At 62.6% G+C, this 18,897-nt stretch carries 12 protein-coding genes and 3 pseudogenes; 11 read left to right on the top strand and 4 right to left on the bottom strand.

Going from position 1 to position 18,897, the window contains the following annotated elements:
- From GPA25_RS22420 to GPA25_RS24255, 4 genes and pseudogenes are all read left to right on the top strand, one after another.
- Positions 1 to 89 (top strand): annotated as a pseudogene (locus GPA25_RS22420) (electron transfer flavoprotein subunit beta/FixA family protein); the annotation flags it as partial.
- Between the two features lie 2 nt (positions 90 to 91).
- Entirely contained in the window at positions 92 to 1,036 is a 945-nt protein-coding gene (locus tag GPA25_RS22415) for an electron transfer flavoprotein subunit alpha/FixB family protein (protein WP_169262627.1), read from the top strand.
- A 143-nt stretch (positions 1,037 to 1,179) separates the two neighbouring features.
- Positions 1,180 to 1,474, top strand: a pseudogene (locus GPA25_RS22410) (4Fe-4S dicluster domain-containing protein); the annotation flags it as partial.
- A gap of 30 nt (positions 1,475 to 1,504) precedes the next feature.
- Complete coding sequence (locus tag GPA25_RS24255) at positions 1,505 to 1,636, top strand: hypothetical protein (RefSeq protein ID WP_281357759.1); 132 nt, start codon at positions 1,505 to 1,507, stop codon at positions 1,634 to 1,636.
- 432 nt (positions 1,637 to 2,068) lie between these two features.
- Here the strand turns inward: GPA25_RS24255 and GPA25_RS22405 are convergent, their stop codons facing one another.
- Positions 2,069 to 2,650: a TetR/AcrR family transcriptional regulator gene (locus GPA25_RS22405; RefSeq protein ID WP_169262626.1), complete on the bottom strand. Its 582-nt coding sequence runs from the start codon at positions 2,648 to 2,650 to the stop codon at positions 2,069 to 2,071.
- A 138-nt stretch (positions 2,651 to 2,788) separates the two neighbouring features.
- Between GPA25_RS22405 and GPA25_RS22400 the strand changes: the two genes are divergently transcribed.
- From GPA25_RS22400 to GPA25_RS22375, 6 genes are all read left to right on the top strand, one after another.
- Positions 2,789 to 3,595: an SDR family NAD(P)-dependent oxidoreductase gene (locus tag GPA25_RS22400; protein ID WP_169262625.1), complete on the top strand. Its 807-nt coding sequence runs from the start codon at positions 2,789 to 2,791 to the stop codon at positions 3,593 to 3,595.
- A gap of 57 nt (positions 3,596 to 3,652) precedes the next feature.
- A complete protein-coding gene (locus tag GPA25_RS22395) occupies positions 3,653 to 4,729 on the top strand; it encodes an alkene reductase (protein WP_169262624.1) in 1,077 nt (358 codons plus the stop codon).
- Between the two features lie 8 nt (positions 4,730 to 4,737).
- Positions 4,738 to 5,739 (top strand): NADP-dependent oxidoreductase, encoded by a 1,002-nt coding sequence (locus tag GPA25_RS22390; RefSeq protein ID WP_169262623.1) that lies wholly within the window; start codon positions 4,738 to 4,740, stop codon positions 5,737 to 5,739.
- A 361-nt stretch (positions 5,740 to 6,100) separates the two neighbouring features.
- Positions 6,101 to 6,337: a type II toxin-antitoxin system VapB family antitoxin gene (gene vapB / locus GPA25_RS22385; protein WP_053421869.1), complete on the top strand. Its 237-nt coding sequence runs from the start codon at positions 6,101 to 6,103 to the stop codon at positions 6,335 to 6,337.
- Positions 6,337 to 6,753: a type II toxin-antitoxin system VapC family toxin gene (locus GPA25_RS22380; protein WP_169262622.1), complete on the top strand. Its 417-nt coding sequence runs from the start codon at positions 6,337 to 6,339 to the stop codon at positions 6,751 to 6,753. Before vapB ends, GPA25_RS22380 begins: the two co-directional genes overlap by 1 nt.
- A gap of 251 nt (positions 6,754 to 7,004) precedes the next feature.
- Positions 7,005 to 8,978, top strand: a complete 1,974-nt coding sequence (locus GPA25_RS22375; RefSeq protein ID WP_246266063.1) for a C13 family peptidase — start codon at positions 7,005 to 7,007, stop codon at positions 8,976 to 8,978.
- A 189-nt stretch (positions 8,979 to 9,167) separates the two neighbouring features.
- On the opposite strand, the pseudogene GPA25_RS22370 reads toward GPA25_RS22375, so the two are convergent.
- Together GPA25_RS22370 and GPA25_RS22365 are read right to left on the bottom strand one after the other, a co-directional pair.
- Positions 9,168 to 9,470, bottom strand: a pseudogene (locus GPA25_RS22370) (integration host factor subunit alpha); the annotation flags it as partial.
- A gap of 240 nt (positions 9,471 to 9,710) precedes the next feature.
- The gene (locus GPA25_RS22365) at positions 9,711 to 13,799 is read right to left on the bottom strand and encodes a hypothetical protein (RefSeq protein WP_169262620.1); all 4,089 of its coding nucleotides are present in this window, start codon (positions 13,797 to 13,799) and stop codon (positions 9,711 to 9,713) included.
- Between the two features lie 331 nt (positions 13,800 to 14,130).
- Between GPA25_RS22365 and yjjJ the strand changes: the two genes are divergently transcribed.
- On the top strand, positions 14,131 to 15,501 hold the full coding sequence (gene yjjJ / locus GPA25_RS22360) for a type II toxin-antitoxin system HipA family toxin YjjJ (protein WP_169262619.1): 1,371 nt from the start codon (positions 14,131 to 14,133) through the stop codon (positions 15,499 to 15,501).
- 442 nt (positions 15,502 to 15,943) lie between these two features.
- On the opposite strand, the gene GPA25_RS22350 is transcribed toward yjjJ, so the two are convergent.
- Complete coding sequence (locus GPA25_RS22350; RefSeq protein WP_169262618.1) at positions 15,944 to 18,163, bottom strand: OsmC domain/YcaO domain-containing protein; 2,220 nt, start codon at positions 18,161 to 18,163, stop codon at positions 15,944 to 15,946.
- Between the last annotated feature and the right edge of the window lie 734 nt (positions 18,164 to 18,897).

The following is an 18,897-nucleotide window of genomic DNA, read 5'->3' as shown; positions in this document are numbered from 1 at the left end:
CCGAGCCCCCGAAGCGCAGTGCCGGCGTGCGCGTGGCGGACGTCGCGCAACTCGTCGACAAGCTCAAGAACGAAGCGAAGGTGATCTGATCATGGCGATCCTGGTAATTGCAGAACACGACAATCAATCGATCAAGGCCGCGACGCTCAACACCGTGGCCGCTGCTGCGAAACTGAGTGGTGAGATTCACGTGCTGGTGGCCGGTGCGAACTGCGCCGCCGCCGCGAGTGAAGCCGCGAAGATCGCCGGCGTCGCCAAGGTGCGCGTCGCCGACGCTGCGCACTATGACGCCCAGACCGCCGAGAACGTCGCCGCGCTCGTCGTCGCCCTCGTTGCCAATGAGGCATCGGGCTACACTCACATCCTCGCGCCGAGCACGGCCAACGGCAAGAACGTCGCCCCGCGCGTCGCCGCGCTGCTCGACGTCGCGCAGATCTCCGACATCGTCGCCGTGGAATCGGCGGACACCTTCGTGCGCCCGATTTACGCGGGCAATGCGCTGGCCACCGTGAAGTCGGCCGATGCCGTGAAGGTGATGACCGTGCGCACGACCGCCTTCGAGGCGGCGGGGCAGGGCGGCTCGGCTACGGTGGAAGCCGTCGCTGCCGGTGCAGACTTGGGCCTGACCAGCGTCAAGGGCCGCGAGCTGACCAAGAGCGCGCGGCCGGAACTCGGTGCCGCGAAGATCATCGTCTCCGGCGGCCGCGGCCTCGGCAACAGCGAGAACTACCACAAGCTGCTGGAGCCGCTCGCCGACGCCCTCGGCGCGGCCCTCGGCGCCAGTCGCGCCGCGGTCGATGCGGGCTACGTGCCCAACGACTACCAGGTCGGCCAGACCGGCAAGATCGTCGCCCCACAGCTCTACATCGCGGTGGGCATCTCCGGCGCCATCCAGCACCTGGCGGGCATGAAGGATTCCAAGGTGATCGTCGCGATCAACAAGGATCCGGAAGCGCCGATCTTCCAGGTGGCCGATTACGGGCTGGTCGGCGACCTCTTCGAGGTGGCGCCGGAACTGACCAAGGCTGTCGCATAACCGGTAGCAACATTATTTCGGTCCTCAACCTTCGGCGACATTCAACGCTCCGTCTCCTCCTGTTGGTCGCCGGAGTTTTATCCGGCTCGGTGAATTATCGATTTGCCGAGCCGGTTTTTCTTGAATTGAAGCCGTAAGACAGCATCGACCAGCAGGTGTTTCACGGCAAGGCGCCGTGGACGCTGCACAACTCGTCCGACCACGACCACTCAAACCCGCGGCCGAGTGCCCGAAGATCGACTACCCGAAGATAGACTACCCGAAGATAGACTACCCGAAGATAGACTACCCGAAGCCCGACGGCGTGCTGAGCTTCTCTCCTCGGTGTTCCTGTTGAACACCAACCCCGAGGAAGATCAGCCCTGCCACCCGCAGCGGAAGGATGCGTCGGTGCCGGTCGCGATCAATCTCGCCAAATACGACGCCTCCGAGCAGCGCTAATGCCCGGCCGGCGTGTCGAACCTGCCGATGGAGGAGCGCGACGGCGCGCAAATTGCGGCGGGGCAGGGAGAGAAACCGCATGGTCGCGCCGTCGATCGCAAGGCAGGCGTCGATGGCCTTGCCGTCGCACTACTGAAGCCCGCTCGCTCGGGCCTCTGACTTGGCCCTGGCAGGAGCGAATCGAATCACGGATTTCGATCAACCTGCCCGATTCATGAGATCCGATCGTGTGGCTCACGAGCTCAAGCCCAAAACACATGAGTGGTCCTCAACCCTTTCCAACTCGGCAAATGAGTCCGGAGCGTGAATAAAGCCAGACTGGAACGGAAGGTCAGCTCCCGCGGAACGACGGGCTACAGTCTGCTCTTCTGCCGCCGTTCAACGCGTTTAGGGCCTGAAGGGCGGACTCACTCTGGCGGAACGGAAGAGCCCGCATCAAATCCTTAGATGAGGCCCAACTCCAAGGCTCGGGCGACGGCCTGGGTACGACTGCGAATTCCCAGCTTTCCGTAGCGCAATTCGTCACCGGGACGCACCGGGCGCGGCCAGCGCAACTCGTCGATGCCGGCGCCGACGATGCCACCGGCAGGCTCATGCGGGGGAATCGGTATGGGCGATCGACGCCAATACTGACTGCAGCACTTCCTCGGAAAGTTCGGGGTCATCGACGGCGCGTGCCAGCACCAGCGCGCCGATCATGCTCGCGTAGGTCGCTAGCGCCCGCTCGCGCTTGGCGCGCCTGGATTTCCCCGGCACCAGTCGCGTCAGCATGTCGAGCGCGGAACGTACTCCCTGGGTGAAGGCGCTGCGGACCGGCGAGCCATGGCGCGCGGCTTCAGCACCCAGCGCGGCCAGCACGCATCCCTCGCCAGGTTGATCGCGGTGCGCAGGAGACAGATACGCGGACGCGACGGCCGACAAGCTGTTCTCGCCGCCACGCTCCGCTACCTGATGCAAGGTGGCCAGCGAGCCTTCCAGCGCGCGCGCACAGGCCTGCGCCATCAAATCCTCCTTCGACGCGAAGTGGCCATAGAAACCGCCGTGGGTCAGTCCGGCGGATTTCATCAGATCCGCCACCCCGATGCCGTCAAAGCCGCGCTCGCGAAACAGTTTCGCCGCAACTTCGATGATCCGTTCCCGGTTCTGTGCCGCCTCAACTCTACTGACTCTCATTTTTTCTACCCCGCTCGATCCACGCCATGTTGACATTATAGATTACGTACATAATATATATGTACTGATGATGATCGTCATTTAAATGAGGCGGCTTACTGACCGCCTGACACCGACCCGACTTTTTGGAGATTGAGGATGAACAAGCACAATGAACATGGCCTGGCGTTGATTACCGGGGCCTCCGCCGGCATCGGCGCGACCTATGCCGACCGCCTGGCGCGGCGCGGCTTCGATCTGTTGCTGGTGGCGCGGAACCAGGAGCGCCTGGACGATCTGGCTGCCCGACTTCGCGCCGAGACCGGCGTCAAGGTCGAAACCTGGCGGGCCGATCTGACCGTCGCCGCCGATGTCGCCCAGGTCGCGCAGCGCCTGAGCAGCGATCCGGCGATCCGCCTGCTGGTGAACAATGCCGGCGTCGGGGCGACCGGCCCGTTGCTCGGGGCCGACCCGGAAGCTCTGGAAAACATGATCAACCTGAACGTGGTGGCGGTGACGCGGCTTGCCGTGGCCGCAGCGACCGCTTTCGCCGTGCGCGGGCAGGGCACGGTGATCAACATCGCCTCGGTGCTGGCGCTGGCGCCGGAACTCTTCAACGGCGCCTACAGCGGCACCAAGGCCTACGTGCTCAACCTCACCCAGGCACTGAAGCAGGAAGTGAGTTCCCAAGGGGTGCGGGTGCAGGTGGTGCTGCCGGGCGCGACGCGCACGGAATTGTGGGCGCGGGCTGGCTTTGACGTTTCCAACCTGCCGCCCGAAATGCTGATGGACGTCGACGAGATGGTCGATGCGGCGCTGGCCGGCCTGGATCTCGGAGAGACGGTCACGATCCCGTCCTTGCCCGAGGCCGCGGACTGGGATGCCTTCAACGCGATGCGCCTCGGCCTCGCACCTCGTCTCTCCCTGCAACACGCTGCCTCGCGTTACGAGAGGACCGCATCATGAAGAACAAGATTCGAAAAGACATGCGTCTGGACGCATTAACTGTAAGGACCGCCAAAAATGCTGTTTGATACTTTCTCTCTGCGTGCCACCCAGCTCAACAATCGTGCCGTGATGTCGCCGCTCACGCGCAGCCGGGCCGTCGACAACAACACGCCCAACAGCCTGATGGCCACCTACTACGCTCAGCGTGCAACTGCCGGCCTGATTATTACCGAAGGAACCTCGCCGTCGCCGAACGGCTTGGGCTACGCGCGGATCCCGGGCCTCTTCAATGACACCCACGTGCAGGGCTGGAAACTTGTGACCGACGCCGTCCACGCCAAGGGCGGCAAGATCGTCGTGCAACTGATGCATACCGGGCGCGTTGCCCACGCGGCAAACCTGCCGGCCGGCGCTGAAGTGCTGGGGCCTTCTGCTGACATCTGCCCGGGCGAGATGTGGACGGATAGCCAGAGCAGCCAGCCGCATACACCGCCGCGCGCGATGACCGAAGTCGACATCAAGGCGGCAATCGACGAGTACGCTGCCGCCGCACGCCTTGCGATCGAAGCCGGCTTTGATGGAATCGAACTGCACGCCGCCAACGGTTACCTGCTCGAACAATTCCTGAACGCCAACGTTAATCGCCGAGCTGATGGCTATGGCGGCACCGGCGAAGGGCGCAACCGACTCGTGCTCGAGGTCGCCCGCGCTGCCGCACAAGTGATCGGCGCTGAACGCGTCGGCATCCGCCTGTCGCCCCACGGCGTATTCAACGGTACCGGTGCGTTCCCCGGTGTGGACGAACAGTACGTGGCGCTCGTGAAGGAACTCTCCGCACTGGGTCTCATGTACGTGCACGTTCTGGACCATTCGGCGATGGGCGCGCCGCCTGTCCCCGCGAAGCTGAAGACCGATTTGCGGGCGGTCTTCAGCGGGCCCTTCATGCTCGCTGGCGGATTCGACGGTGCAAGTGCAGAGCAAGCCCTGATCGAACGCCACGCAGACCTGATTGCGATGGGCAGGGCTTTCCTCGCGAATCCTGACTTGGTCGACCGCATGCGTCGAAACGCGGCGTTGAACGAACCCGATCCAGGTACGTTCTATACGCCCGGAGCAAAGGGCTATACCGATTATCCGTCGCTCGCCGGTTAGGTAAAATCATGAAGGCATTTGTTCTCGATCGCTACGGAAAGAAGCGTTCGTTGCGCTCGGCAGACATGCCCAGTCCCGAATTGCGCGATGACGAGGTCTTGGTCCAGGTCCACGCCGCAGGCGTGAACCAGCTGGACTCCAAGATCAGGGACGGAGAGTTCAAGCTCATACTGCCCTATCGCCTGCCGCTTATCTTGGGCCATGACGTGGCCGGCGTCGTGGTCGAAGTCGGACCTCGCGTGCGGCAATTCAAGCCAGGTGACGAGGTCTATGCCCGGCCAGATGACTTTCGCATCGGTACCTTCGCCGAATACATCGCGGTCAAGGAAGAATCCTTGGCGCTCAAGCCCAAGGCGCTCAGCATGGAAGAAGCTGCCTCCATCCCGCTGGTGGGCCTGACAGCGTGGCAGGCGCTGATCGAGAAGGCGAAGCTGACGAAGGGGCAGAAGGTCTTCATCCAGGCGGGGTCCGGCGGCGTCGGAGCATTCGCCATTCAGTTGGCCAAGCATGTGGGGGCCACCGTAGCCACCACCACGAGCAGCGCCAATATTGACTTGGTGAAGAGCCTCGGGGCAGACATCGTCATCGACTACAAGAAGGACGATTTCGAGAAGGTGCTGCAGAACTACGATGTAGTCCTGCACAGTCAGGATGCCGCCGCGCTGGAGAAATCCCTTCGCGTGCTGAAGCCCGGGGGAACACTCATCTCGATTTCCGGCCCTCCTGATCCTGCATTCGCAAAAGGCATCGAAGCGCCGTGGTTCGTGAAGCTCGTCGTCTGCCTGCTGAGTTCCGGAGTCAGGAAAGCGGCTTCCCGTCGTGACCTGAGGTATTCCTTCCTTTTCATGCGAGCCAGCGGACGCCAGTTGCGCGAGATCACCTCGCTCATGGATGCCGGAGCCATACGCCCGGTAGTGGATCGGGTCTTTCCGTTCGAATCGACCAACGAAGCCATGGCCTACGTTGAAAAGGGACGAGCCAAGGGCAAGGTCGTCGTCAAGGTGAGATAGGCCCCGTCCGCGATCGCGAAATGCCGGCATGGCTTGGCATTGACAATGAGCCAAGTGGCGAACGGCGCCAGGGTTGGCGTCGCTCGGCTCCTTGCCTGTCCCGAAGTTCGCTGCGCCGGTCTATGCGCTTCACGCGTAACCAGTGGGGCATATCGTGTCCGACGGTAGTGATGGCCTATTCACGCCCCATCCCCCAAAGACTTCCGAAGTCATATGGTTCGAGCTGGTCAAGGCGCCGGGTACAGCCCGAGCGGGGCGCTCGACGCGGATCTTTCGTTTGATGTATGTACATCCGTGTATTTACAAAATGGCCCGCCCGGTCTAATGTACATACATCGTACATCCGCTGCAGGGGCTTGCCATGCACACCACGCGTGCATTCAAAAACGGCAATTCACAGGCCGTGCGCATTCCATCGGACCTGGCTTTTGAACGCACCGACATCGAGCTGGAAATCGAACGCGTTGGCGACGAGTTGCGCATTCGTCCCGCTCGTCGGTCTCTTGCTGGTGTAATGGCCAAGTTCGCGAGGTTCTCCCCGGACTTCATGGCTGAAGGTCGCGGCGATCAGGAGCAAGCCGAAAGGGATTCGCTGTGATGGCGCGCTACATGCTCGACACCAACATGTGCATCTATCTGATGAAGAACCATCCCGAGGAGGTCGCTCGACGCTTTGCTCAGTGTTATGTGGGTGATGTCGTAATATCAGCAATCACCTTTGCCGAACTTCAATACGGCGTAGTGGTATCGGCCGATCCGGAGTGCGAGCGCGCCAATCTTGACGACCTCATTCAGGATATTCCGGTTATGCCGTTCGATGCCGAAGCGGCAATTGCGTATGGCCCGATCCGACTGGCGTCTCGCGAGAGCAAGAAGGATCATCTCGACAAGTTAATTGCAGCCCATGCGGTGGCGCTCGGCGTTACGGTCGTCACCAACAACGTGAAGGACTTCGCACGGTACCCCGAAGTGATGACGGAGAACTGGCTGACGCCGATTGAACCGGAGCATTGACTGCTGCCCGGAGAGCTTCAACGTAAGTGTCTCGGTCGCCCTCTTTGTGACGCTTGACGCTGGTGCTCGGAGGTGATGCCACGGTCGCGCGCCCAGTTCCACGCAGCAGAGAGCCACGCGATTTCACGGTTCGCGCGCACGGTGAGTCGTCACGCTCGTGAGTCGCGTCGGGCTCCGGTCGGCTCCGTGGCCGGTCTATGCAAAGGTTATGATTTGCGCCGCGTAGCCAACCCGTCAAAGGTTTGATTGCCATGGAAACTGAGAACACCGAAACCGCGCTCGTGATCGAGGTGGAAACGACGGAGGCGGAGCGCCTCGCCGCCGTGAGCGCGGCAAGCCGCCGCTTGGCGGCAGCCACCACGCAGCGGGCATGGTTACGCCCGTTCTTCCTGTGGCTCGCCGTCGGCTTGATCGTAGGCCTGTCTGCCAACCTGAGCGGGCGAGAATGGCTGGCATCGGAGGAGGGCTACCTGTGGCTGGTCGCGCTTGCAGTCGGAGCGGGCTTTTTCCAGGCATGGCGCCAGCGGTGCCGTCTGATGGGCCGACTTGCCCGTGAGCAGGTTGCCGCGTACCGCATCATGCTGGAAGCGGACGGCCTGCGGGTGGATAGCGAGCGCGGCAGTACGCACTTGAACTGGACCGCGCTGGAAGCCGTCGAGGACGTTTCCGGTGTCCTGATCCTGCATCTCAAGGGCTTTCAGGCCCTGTGTGTTCCTCACCGCAACCTGCCCGAGGGGTCTGCACAGGCGGCATTCATCGCCCGCTTGCGCGAGCGCTGCGGTCTGGACGCCCGACCGGTCGCGACTTACGGATGCATTCCTGCGCCACGCCCGGCCGGCGGTCGCCTGCTTGCCGACCTGGGGCGCAACGTGCTGGCCGGCTTCCTGTTTCTCGCGTTGCGTTCTTCCGCCGCCCGCTGGCTGCGGGTGTCCGTTCCCCAATTGATCCTTCTGCTGCTTGCGAACATCTTCCTGAGCGGTGGCCTCGACTTCTGGCGGATTGGTGGGGATGGCGATTTCAATCCGGCCGGCCTGTTACCCCTGTTCTTCGCCATCCCCTGGCTGCTGCTGGCGGCCTGGGCGACGGCCCGGGCCGGCATGAATGAAGGCCGCACGCTGGCCGGGGCGGTCGCCCTGGCCGCCCTGTGGCTGGTGGTCGGCCTCCTGTGGGGGGCTCTCAGCCTGCTGCCGGTCGCAGCCTGGCGGGCGTTGGAGGATGCCGCCCCCTTGCTGTGGTGGGCGCCTTTCGCCTACGGCCTGCTCGCGTCGATCCCCACTCTGGTGCGCACTGTCGGCCTCTTGCCGGAGCAGCGCCTCGGTGCCGTCCTGGCGGTGGTTTACCTGATGGGACTGCCGCCTTTTATCTTCGATCAAAAGGCGCCGCTCTGGGTGGCGCGTCACGACGAGGCTGTCGAAGCCGCCGCACGGGCGCGATGGCAGGGCACGACCAGCGAGGCCGTTCTCTACGCCCAGCCGCGCTTGCTGCAGGAGGCGCTGGAGCGTGTGAAGCCGGGTCGGCCAGGGGTGCCGGAGCTGTTCCTGCTGGCCGTGGGTGGCTACGGCGGTCAGGACGTCTTCCTGCGGGAAGTGCAGGCGGTGCAAGGTCTCTTCCAGGAGCGTTTCGACACGGCCGGTCGCAGCGTGGTGCTGGTGAACAACCCCGCCACGGTCGCCGAACAGCCCATCGCGAGCGTCACCGCGCTGGCCCGCAGCCTGGTGTGGATCGGGCAACGCATGAATCCGGACGAGGACGTGCTGGTTCTCTTCATGACATCTCACGGTTCGCCCGATCACCGCTTCGATCTCGACCTGTGGCCGTACCGTTTCGACGATCTCACGCCCGAACGTCTGCACGCGCTGATGCAGGCGGCCGGCATCCGCTACCGGGTGGTTGTGGTGTCGGCCTGCTATTCGGGCGGATTCGTGCCGGCACTGGCCGATAACAACAGCTTGGTAATCAGCGCGTCGCGCCACGATCTCAACTCGCATGGCTGCAGCCATGAAGCGGACTGGACCTTTTTCGGTCGCGCCTTCTTCCAGGAGGCCCTGCGGGGCACCCATTCTTTCGAGATGGCCTTCGATCAGGCGCGGGTTGCGGTGGCCGAGCGCGAGGCGGCTGAGAATTTCGCCGCCTCCGAACCGCAGATTGCGGTCGGCAATGGCATCAGGGTAGCGCTGCGGGCCGTGGAGCGGCGCCTGGAAGGGGGCAGGGGGGCGTCACGTTAAATTTGCCACGGTCATAACCGGTCAGGTAAAGAGGCAGTCTTCGGCCACACCCCGACGTGCCAGAAAGGCGTGTGCGACGGGGCCCGGTTTGGCCAGCCTGCCACCGCCCAGCCCGGTCGCTCACGCGGGCTCCGTTATTCGCCCGCGCTGAACGCCCAAAGCGCCTCCGACCAATTTGTCGGCCTGGCGCGGCTCCTGACGCTTGCTCGCAAATTCACTGACCTTCAGTTTGAGTTTCTGGCTCGGGTGAAAAGTCACCACGCGGCGCGCGGTCACCCGCGCGGTCTCACCGGTCTTCGGGTTGCGGCCCGGACGCTCGGGCTTCTCGCGCAGTTGAAATCCGCCGAAACCCGACAGCTTGACGTCCTCACCAGCTTCGAGCGAAGTGCTGATTTCCTCGAAAAAAGCCTCGACCATCTCCAAGGCTTCCCGCTTGTTCAGTCCGACGTTGTCGACGACGACCTGGACGATTTCTGCTTTTGTTAGCGTCATGTTCTTGTCTTTTTATTCCTTAGCCTGACCGCGCCGGCTGGGCGATTGTCGCCTAAAGCGCCACTGTCTCGAACTCGGGCTGATATAGCACTTTTCCCGCGGCGAGGTAAAGCACTTGTGGCGAGGGTTCGTGGCAGCAGGCTTCCTACCGGAAGTGACAATCCATCTCGCACGCGAATATGCCGCAGCGCTCAACCCCGGGGGCTGCGGCATACGACCGTGCCATCCTTCGACACGGCATCATTGCTTCACGGGGGCGGCGTCGCCCTCCTTATCCGGCTTCTTGAAGTAGCTGCCGATGTTGAGCGGACGCCAGTAAGTGCCGCCGGCGGCAATGCAGCTCCAAGCCCATCGAACCCACTTCGTCAGCGAGATCGCCAGCCACAGCGCCCAGGCGAGCATCATCAGACGATAGGCGAACACCGGAATGCTGAAGAACTCGACGCTCGGCGTCGTGCCGTCCATTCGATCGAGATACCACCTCAAGCTGAACGCGTTTGAATCATTTCCGGTCACAAGCATTTCCGGGTAGCCGAGAAGGCCCTGTCGCAGCGCGGAGAGCAGGGCGCTGGCCGCCAGGAAGGTGAAGACGAGAAGCAGCACCTGGAACAGATTGAAGCGCCACGGTGAAGCCGCGATGTAGTTGCGTCGCAGCGCGAGCAACACGAACCAGCCGATGACGAAGAACGCCGCGCCGACCGACGATTGCACGAGCCCCACGCCAAGGAGAATCCATGCCCCGGTGCCGAGCGGACTCGGCAGCACGCGCGACAACACGACTGCGATCGCCACAACGACCACGAGAACGCCCCACAACAAGACCGCCGGCCCGACCAGGGGTCCCTTGGTGAAGAGGACCACCCGGTCATTCGGCACCGCGAGCGCGACCGTGGCGTTCACCGCTTGGGCGCCGAGGTCGAGTTGTGGTGAGCGGTAGTGGCTCGTCATGGCAGTAGCGTCTCGCCAATCGAGCTGGACGGCATGTTCGCCCGGCGTGACCGGCAGCGCGAGCTTGCCCTTTTCGGCGCGGAGCGGCTGTACCTGGCCATCGATCCGGACCGACAAGAGTTCCGCGCCCTCTGGCAGCCCGATGGTGTGATTGCCGCCTGTGCTGCTGCGCAAGCGCAGCGTCGCGGACGCTTCCGAGGACCGTTGCCCGAGCGTGGAGGCGATTTGCACCTCGTCGATCGTCAGCGTATCGCCCTCGATGACGGTCGGCCGCGACACGGCCACATCGACCGACTCCCCCGGCCAGAGCAGCCATCGCGGCCGCCATTGCGCCCCGTTGGTCCATCCTGCAGGGGCGAGCCCGGACGATTCGATGTGCCAGAGCGGGGTGGCCGATATCGACCACCGCTCGATCTGCCCTGGGTATGACGAGGCTACCAGGCGTACCTTCGGGGCCTGTTCGACCATGCTGCCGAAGACGCGCGAGGCACCGGGCGCGAGATCGACAACCGCTTCGCCCGCTTCGATCTTGATGCCCGGGTCGGTTACCGCCTCGCCATCCAGCAATGGGATGTGCACGCTCATCTGAAGTGCGCTCGGCCCTTGCCTGCGCACGACCGTGCGAACGGTCCATGTCTGGTCGAAGGCGAGATGCCGCTCGATTTCGACGAACGGGGGAAGCTCGGCGCCACCCGAAAACTCCTTGCCGCCTTTTGCCTGTGCCTCGCGCACCCGCGAGAGCGTCAGCGTTTCGGTCGCGAGTCCCCGCGCATCGAGCCCGGCGAGGCTCCAGCGATCAAGTTGCGCGCTCACGCGTCGAGGTGTCATGGGCACGTGCAGGGGCACATCGTCTATATGTGCCGGTATGACGATCTCGAACCTGGTGATGCCGGCATCCACGCTCGCCCACATGACGCCATTGCCATCGCGCAGCAGCGCCGGCGATTTTCCGTTCGCGAGGACCGACGAGGGCCGAATATTCGCCCCGGGACCGGGCAGGGCGACAGGCGTTTGCGCCTGCGCGTGGATCTCCAGTTTGAGCGTGATCGTGTCGCCGGAAGCCTCGATCCTCAGTTCCGCCAGATCGGCACAGGCCGGTGCGCATGCCGGAGGGGCAGTGGGCGCCAGCAGCCGCTCGCGCAATTCGTTGAGAAGCGCTGCAGAGGGGAAGGCCGATTCGGCTCGGGCCTCGTCCGGAGTGACCCCGATCGCCGTCGCCAGCAGCAGCACCACGGCCGAGCTCGTCTTCAACGCGCCGCGCAGCCGGCGAATCAGCGCCGCGCGGTCAAACTCCCAGCAATGCCACAGCGCTAAGCCGAGAAGCGCAATCGAAAGAACCGACCAGAGCGCGGAGAGGGTCGGGGACAGCAGTGTCAGGGACAGGAATTGCCCGGCGGAAAGCGGCCCTTGCGACGACAAGCGGACCAGTGTCCAGCGCCAGCTCGGAATTCCCGGCCCCGTTTGCACCTTCACGCTCGGATCGATCCTGTTGTAGGCGCTCTGATCTGCGCTATCCGGGCGATTGAGGCGGGAGCTCGCGGCAGCGACTTCGTCGCGCATCTTCTGTTCCAGGTAATCGTTTTCTTCCAGCCTTGCCGCCGGTGCCGAAGCGGGCGCCGGACTGCGCGCCCTCTCAGCCGACGCCTTTCCCGCCATGGCCTGCGCGTAAGACATCCCGAGGGCGGGGTACATCGCTTGCCGGATCTGGGTCACTGCGAACGGCACGAGCATCACCGCAATCAGGATCCCGCTCACGACGGCTCCGCGAGCCGCCCAGCCACGCAACTTCGCATCGACCGGCAAGGCGGCGGCGATCGCGCGAAAGAGCACCAGCGCCAGCCACAGGAACTTCGGCGCATCCGCCGTATGCCAGGTCAGGACCAGCCCGCCGAGCAGGATCGCCGCCGAGGCCGGGCCAACCACGCGGAACGTCACCGCGGCGATCAGCAGGACGCCGAAAATGTCCCATAGGGTCCAGGACGCCAGCCATTCGCCCTGCACCGAATCCGCCCCCGATGCATGCAGCAGGCGCCAACCCGGCGGCAGATTGAGTTCGGCCGTCCAGCCGCGCAACGGGGCAGTCCAGCCACTGGCCGGGATCTCGCGTGCCGCCGTATTGATGCGGCTGTCGGCCTCGAGCGTGATCGACGCCTCGCGCAATTCCACCCCGCGGCCTGCGTCGCTTCGCGTCACGGCCTGGTTGATGCCATTTACCGAGACCCGACCGAGCGCGAACTGCTCCGGCAGATCGAGTCGCCAACTCCGCCCGATCGTCCCGGTGATGCGGTCCTGCACCGAATACCCGCCGCCGTCGAAATCGAGCCAGAGCGTGCGCTGGATGGCCAGGCGATCCGCCGCGCCGCCGGGGTCCCCCCGCTGCGTCTCGGCTATCTTCAGCGTCTGGCCGGGTTGAAGCACGAAGGTCGGGAGATTCGACCATTCAGCCGGAACGCCAACGGATTTCGGATCAACCGCGGCCGGCCCCTCGAGGGTCACGACGCGCACTTCGTTTCGCGGCGCGAACGACCATACCTCTTGCCCCGTCAGCCCGGCCGGCAACTGCAACTCGTGAGCGGGGTTCATTCGCCGCGATACCACGCTCATGACCCACGAGCCGGCGCGGGCCTGCACCTTGAGGCTCCCGTCCCCGTCGATGCGCGCCGGCAAGGCACCTTCCACGGAGAGCGGCACGAAGCCATCCAGGACCGCCTGCGGCACCCGGATTTCACGCTGCTGTCCGGACACCGAAAGCTCGTACCGAACCGTCGAAACCATCGGCACTTCATCGACGAACTGCCTGAAGACACGCATGGACAGGGTATCGACGGCCCCCTGCTGGTCCTGGGTAGCACGCAGCCAGAGCCGGCCGGATGCGTCCGGCTGACCCGCGAATCGCTCCCCCTCCAGCATCACCGAGAGTTTCGCCACCTCCACGGGCAACTGCAGGTTGAGCGGCAGTTGCGGCCAGTCAAAGCGGCCGCTGATCACGTGATGCCCGACGCCGACGCGCACCGAGGGCCGGCCATCGACCGGGACGACCGGCGCGGGCTGTCCGTTCAGGCGCACTTCGCGCGGCCACGTTTCCGCATCCCCGGGAAGCCCCACGACCCCGTCCGCAAAAGCGTCGACGGCGAGGGAAAACGTGCCCTGCCTTGAAGCGAGGAGAAGTTCGATCCCGGCTGGCCAGATGCATTGCCCGGGGTCAGGCGCACTCGCCGTGCGCGGACACTCCGGTTTCGGCGGATTGTGGCGGGCCCAATCCACCCAAGGCCGCAGCGGAGCCGGCACTTCCTCGTTCGTCATTCTCGCGGCTGACGCATGCGCGCCAGTCAGGCCGATGCATAAGGCTATCGCCAAGGTCAGGACGACATGTTTCGCCATGGATGGATTCCGTAGAGTTGGCCAACGCCAAAAACAAGCCCCATCATGCCGCATGGGTCCAATTTGCGTATGCCAAATTGGCACGGTATCAAGACGAGATACCGATGGTGCATTCTTACGGCACGGCTGGCCCCGTCCGTGTTTCGCACCGCACTCATGGAAGCCGTCACACAGGCCGGGGATTGACGCCCAGGCGTTCGCGAATTGAAGCATTGCTTGCTTCAGAACTCGTTGCGTAACTTCAATGCGCTGATTCGTTAACGCATTGTATTTAAATTACTTTCATAAAAAAGTTCGTTGCAGTTTTCGTTGCGTTTTGTACACTGGCCGCATGAAAGTCACGCTCAATGACCTGCGCCAAGCCTTGATGAAGCACCCCCGTGCCAGCGGGGCAGAGCTGTGCCGCCTGCTGAAGGGCGTCAATCGCTCCACCGTGATGCGGCTAGTGACTCAGATCGAAGGCGAAGTCATCCGCCGGGGCGGCTCACGCCGCACGCGGTACGCCTTGCGCCGGGCGCTGCGTGGGCGCAACGACAGTCTGCCGCTGTATCGCATCGATGCGAGCGGGGCGGGGCACGCGGTGGGCGCCCTGGACCTCACGTACCCGGAGGGTAGCGCCCTGATGTTCAGTGAGCCCTTCGCCTGGCCCCTGGACAAGGGGGAGATGAGCGACGGTTGGTTTGACGGGTTGCCGTATCCCTTGCTCGATATGCGGCCTCAGGGTTTTTTGGGTCGTAATTTTGCCCATCTGTACTGGCAGTCCCTGGAGGTTACCGAAAGCCTGAATGACTGGTCGGACGATGATGTGGTCCATGTGCTGGCGACGCGGGGATACGATCAGAGCGGTGATCTGATTCTTGGCGAGCGCGCCTATCAGCGGCATCTGGATGCGCGGCGCGACTGGGAATCCCGTCTGATTGCCGCAGATCAAGTTGCGGAGGTGTATCCCGAGCAAGCCGAGCTGGCCCTCGCCCAAGGCGTGGCAGGTTCATCGGCTGCCGGGGAATTCCCCAAATTCACGGCCATGCGGGTGCTGGAGGGCGATCCTGTCTCGGTGATCGTGAAGTTTTCCGGCGCTGATGCGTCTGCCGCGGTTCGCCGCTGGTCGGACCTCCTCGTTTGCGAGCATCTGGCATTGGAGACCCTGTCCGCCGAGCTTGGCATCCGTACGGCCCGGAGTGCGATTTTCCTCCACGCCGGCCGCACCTTCCTGGAAGTGGTGCGCTTCGACCGTCGGGGTGCCCACGGCCGGCTACCGGTGTGTGCACTGTCGAGCCTGCTGAATGGCGCGCTGTTGGGCAAGGCAGGGGCCTCCTGGCCAGCCATGGCTGGCGCCCTCCACCAAAATGGCTGGCTGCCCGCCGAAGCGGTTGGGCAGGTGACCTTGATCTGGTGGTTTGGTCGGCTGATTGCCAACACGGATATGCATGATGGAAACCTGTCATTCCACCCCGGGCTGACGCTCGCGCCGGTGTACGACATGCTACCAATGCGTTATGCGCCGCACCGCGGGGGCGAAGTGCCGCCACAATCTTATCAACCAGTGCTGCCGCTCCCGACGGATGCGCTCGAATGGCGGCGGGCAGCGCAAGCCGCCACCGCCTACTGGGCACGCTGTGCCGCCGACCCCAGAATCAGCGCCGACTTCCAGGCGATCTGCGCCGAGAACGCAATCATCCTGCGCCCCTATCGTGAGCTTTGAACGCTTTGCTACCGTGCGCGTGCCCTTTCCGTTCATCGACCGCAACGCCACCAAGAATCGGGTCGATGTTGGCTTTCGCCTGAGGCACTCGCCGGAAGAAGGACTTATTGCGCGTCGCCTGTTCCTGATGCAGCTGGTTATTTTGTGCTGCCCCCAGCTATCTGCGCAAGTATGGCGTTCCGCGAAATCTGTACGATTTGGAGTCGCACCGCTGCAGCGCATTTCGCCGAGCCAGCGATGGCCGTGTCGCTCCTTGGCGCGTGAGAGTTGGCGACAGCATGCAGGACCAGTATGTCCGCGCGGCCTTTTGCACCAACGACGAGGCATTTGAGGTGCGTGCCGTTCTCGCCGGCGAGGTGATTCGGCAGCTTCCCGTTCCCACCGTCGCATCGGGCGCCGAAGCGCGTAGAGAGCCACACGGTCGCTCTTGTGAGGAATCCGATCATGACTCATAACCTCGACTGGATAACGCCGCCACATTGGCCCGCGCCCGGTGCAGTTTTTTGTAGCTATCGATCAGGCGCTGGTGCCTGTCGAGCCCTTCCAGCTTCATGCTCGTTGGCGTCAAACCGAAGAAGCGCACGCTGCCGTCCACCGACCCCATCACCGCATCCATTCGCGAGTCGCCAAACATCCGGCGGAAATTGACCATGTAATCGTCCAGTTCCAGATCGTCGTCCAGCAGCACCTCCAGCACTACATTCAAGGCCTGATAAAACAATCCGCGCTCGACCGTGTTTTCGTTGTATTGCAGGAAGGTTCCCACCAGTTCGTGCGCCGCTTCGAATTGCTGCAAGGCGAGATGAATCAGCAGCTTCAATTCCAGAATCGTCAGCTGACCCCAGACCGTATTCTCGTCAAATTCGATGCCGGTCAACGTGATGATGTCCGTGTAATCATCCAGCTCACTGTCTTCCAAACGTTCCAGCAGTGCTGCCAGGCTGGCATCGTCCAGGCGATGCAAGTTCAAGATATCCTCGCGGAACGACAGCGCTTTGTTGGTGTTGTCCCAGATCAAATCCTCTACCGGATAAACTTCCGAATAACCCGGCACCAGGATGCGGCAGGCCGTTGCGCCAAGCTGGTCATACACCGCCATGTACGCTTCTTTGCCCATGTCTTCGAGAATGCCGAACAAGGCTGCGGCTTCGTCGGTATTGGAGTTTTCACCCTGACCGGAAAAATCCCACTCGATAAAATCGAAATCGGCTTTGGCGCTGAAAAAGCGCCACGACACGACGCCGCTGGAATCGATAAAGTGCTCAACAAAGTTGTTCGGCTCGGTTACGGCGTTACTTTCAAAGGTGGGCCGAGGTAAATCGTTCAGGCCTTCAAAACTGCGCCCCTGCAGCAACTCCGTAAGACTGCGCTCCAGCGCCACCTCGAGGCTCGGGTGCGCCCCGAACGAAGCAAACACTCCGCCAGTACGCGGGTTCATCAAGGTGACGCACATCACTGGAAACTCCCCGCCCAGCGACGCATCCTTCACCAGCACCGGAAAGCCCTGCTTTTCCAACTCCTGAATGCCGGCCAGAATACCGGGATATTTCGCCAGCACCTTGTGCGGCACATCAGGCAGTGCGATTTCACCTTCCAGAATTTGGCGTTTGACCGCCCGTTCGAAGATTTCCGACAGGCATTGCACCTGCGCTTCAGCCAGCGTATTACCGGCACTCATGCCATTGCTGAGGAACAGGTTGTCGATCAGGTTGGACGGGAAATACACCACCTTGCCGTCCGACTGGCGCACATAAGGCAGCGAACAAATGCCGCGCTGCACATTGCCGGAGTTGGTGTCGACCAGATGCGAGCCGCGCAACTCGCCATCCGGGTTGTAAATTTGCAGACAGTATTCGTCGAGTATTTCAGCCGGCAGCGCATCTTTACGACCCGGCTTGAACCAGCGCTCGTTCGGGTAATGCACGAACGCCGCGTTGGCAATGTCTTCCCCCCAGAACTGGTCGTTGTAGAAATGATTGCAATTCATCCGCTCGATAAATTCGCCCAACGCCGACGCCAATGCGCTTTCTTTGGTCGCTCCCTTGCCATTGGTAAAACACATCGGGGAGTGCGCATCGCGGATATGCAGTGACCACACATTGGGAACGAGATTGCGCCACGAAGCGATTTCAATCTTGATGCCCAGGCCCGCCAAAACCCCCGACATATTGGCGATGGTTTGCTCCAGTGGCAGATCCTTGCCTGCAATATAGGTGCTTGCTTCTGAATCCGGATTCAGCGTCAGCAAGGCCTGAGCATCGGCATCCAGGTTTTCTACTTCCTCGATCACAAACTCAGGCCCGGTTTGCACCACCTTTTTCACCGTACAACGGTCGATGGAGCGCAAAATGCCCTGCCGGTCTTTGGCGGAAATATCCGCCGGCAACTCGATCTGGATCTTGAAAATCTGCTTGTAGCGGTCTTCCGGATCAACAATATTGTTCTGCGACAGGCGGATGTTATCGGTGGGAATACTGCGAGTGTCGCAGTACAGCTTCACAAAGTAAGCCGCACACAAAGCCGATGAAGCCAGAAAGTAATCGAACGGACCCGGCGCCGAGCCATCGCCCTTGTAGCGGATAGGCTGGTCGGCGATTACCGTGAAATCATCGAACTTGGCCTCAAGACGAAGCTTGTCGAGAAAATTGACCTTGATTTCCATGCGGGATTCCAGAAATGGCGTTCAAAACGAATTGGCCGCCATTATAGGATTTTCCCAGTGGGAAAACCGTGCTTCTCCGCAGTTCGAGGCTCCGGGGGGCTGCGGCCGACACCAGCATGCACAGCCGCGGCGAACGTTTCGAAAATCAGACACACCACAAAGCCCAGCCCGACCCGCTCTACGACAAAGCGCATCCGAAGAAACACGCCAAGTCCTACAGGCCCGCCGACTTCACATATGACGCTGTTGCGGGTACGTTCATCTGTCCGGCCGGCAAGCCGTTGTAGAGCAAATTCAGATTACTCGGCCCTTGCTGCCGCGGGGCCCCTCCCGCGGTACGACGTCAATGTGACACGTTGCCGCCAATGGCAGTACCGGGTGGCCGAACGTCGACTTTCAGTGGCGACGAACTCACACTACCGACCCTTATCAGACCTTCTGCTTGGTCCGAAGCAGACGTTCGACGCGGAAACGGCCGACAGACCCCAGTAGGCGGACGGAAGCCCCCTCTCGACGGACTACAAAGGGACTTCCCACTTCCGCCAGCGGCATTGGCCGCACGGCATCGAAGTGCCAAGATTGAATTGCTGAAGTTCAATCTGAGATCGCGAAAGGGGAAGTCCAAATGAATACTACGACGGTCGGCGTGGATCTGGCAAAGAACGTGTTCGTCGCCTGTGTGGCGGACGGCGCGGGCCGGGTGATCGAGACGCGCGAGTTCAACCGCGCCGGGT

The organism is Aromatoleum diolicum (genome assembly GCF_012910955.1).
Taxonomy (GTDB): domain Bacteria; phylum Pseudomonadota; class Gammaproteobacteria; order Burkholderiales; family Rhodocyclaceae; genus Aromatoleum; species Aromatoleum diolicum.
This window is presented reverse-complemented; position numbering and strand designations above follow the sequence as displayed.

Coding starts and splice junctions, on each gene's coding strand:
- GPA25_RS22415 (WP_169262627.1), top strand. CDS start 92: ATGGCGATCCTGGTAATTGCAGAACACGACAATCAATCGATCAAGGCC.
- GPA25_RS24255 (WP_281357759.1), top strand. CDS start 1,505: ATGGAGGAGCGCGACGGCGCGCAAATTGCGGCGGGGCAGGGAGAGAAA.
- GPA25_RS22405 (WP_169262626.1), bottom strand. CDS start 2,650: ATGAGAGTCAGTAGAGTTGAGGCGGCACAGAACCGGGAACGGATCATC.
- GPA25_RS22400 (WP_169262625.1), top strand. CDS start 2,789: ATGAACAAGCACAATGAACATGGCCTGGCGTTGATTACCGGGGCCTCC.
- GPA25_RS22395 (WP_169262624.1), top strand. CDS start 3,653: ATGCTGTTTGATACTTTCTCTCTGCGTGCCACCCAGCTCAACAATCGT.
- GPA25_RS22390 (WP_169262623.1), top strand. CDS start 4,738: ATGAAGGCATTTGTTCTCGATCGCTACGGAAAGAAGCGTTCGTTGCGC.
- vapB (WP_053421869.1), top strand. CDS start 6,101: ATGCACACCACGCGTGCATTCAAAAACGGCAATTCACAGGCCGTGCGC.
- GPA25_RS22380 (WP_169262622.1), top strand. CDS start 6,337: ATGGCGCGCTACATGCTCGACACCAACATGTGCATCTATCTGATGAAG.
- GPA25_RS22375 (WP_246266063.1), top strand. CDS start 7,005: ATGGAAACTGAGAACACCGAAACCGCGCTCGTGATCGAGGTGGAAACG.
- GPA25_RS22365 (WP_169262620.1), bottom strand. CDS start 13,799: ATGGCGAAACATGTCGTCCTGACCTTGGCGATAGCCTTATGCATCGGC.
- yjjJ (WP_169262619.1), top strand. CDS start 14,131: ATGAAAGTCACGCTCAATGACCTGCGCCAAGCCTTGATGAAGCACCCC.
- GPA25_RS22350 (WP_169262618.1), bottom strand. CDS start 18,163: ATGGAAATCAAGGTCAATTTTCTCGACAAGCTTCGTCTTGAGGCCAAG.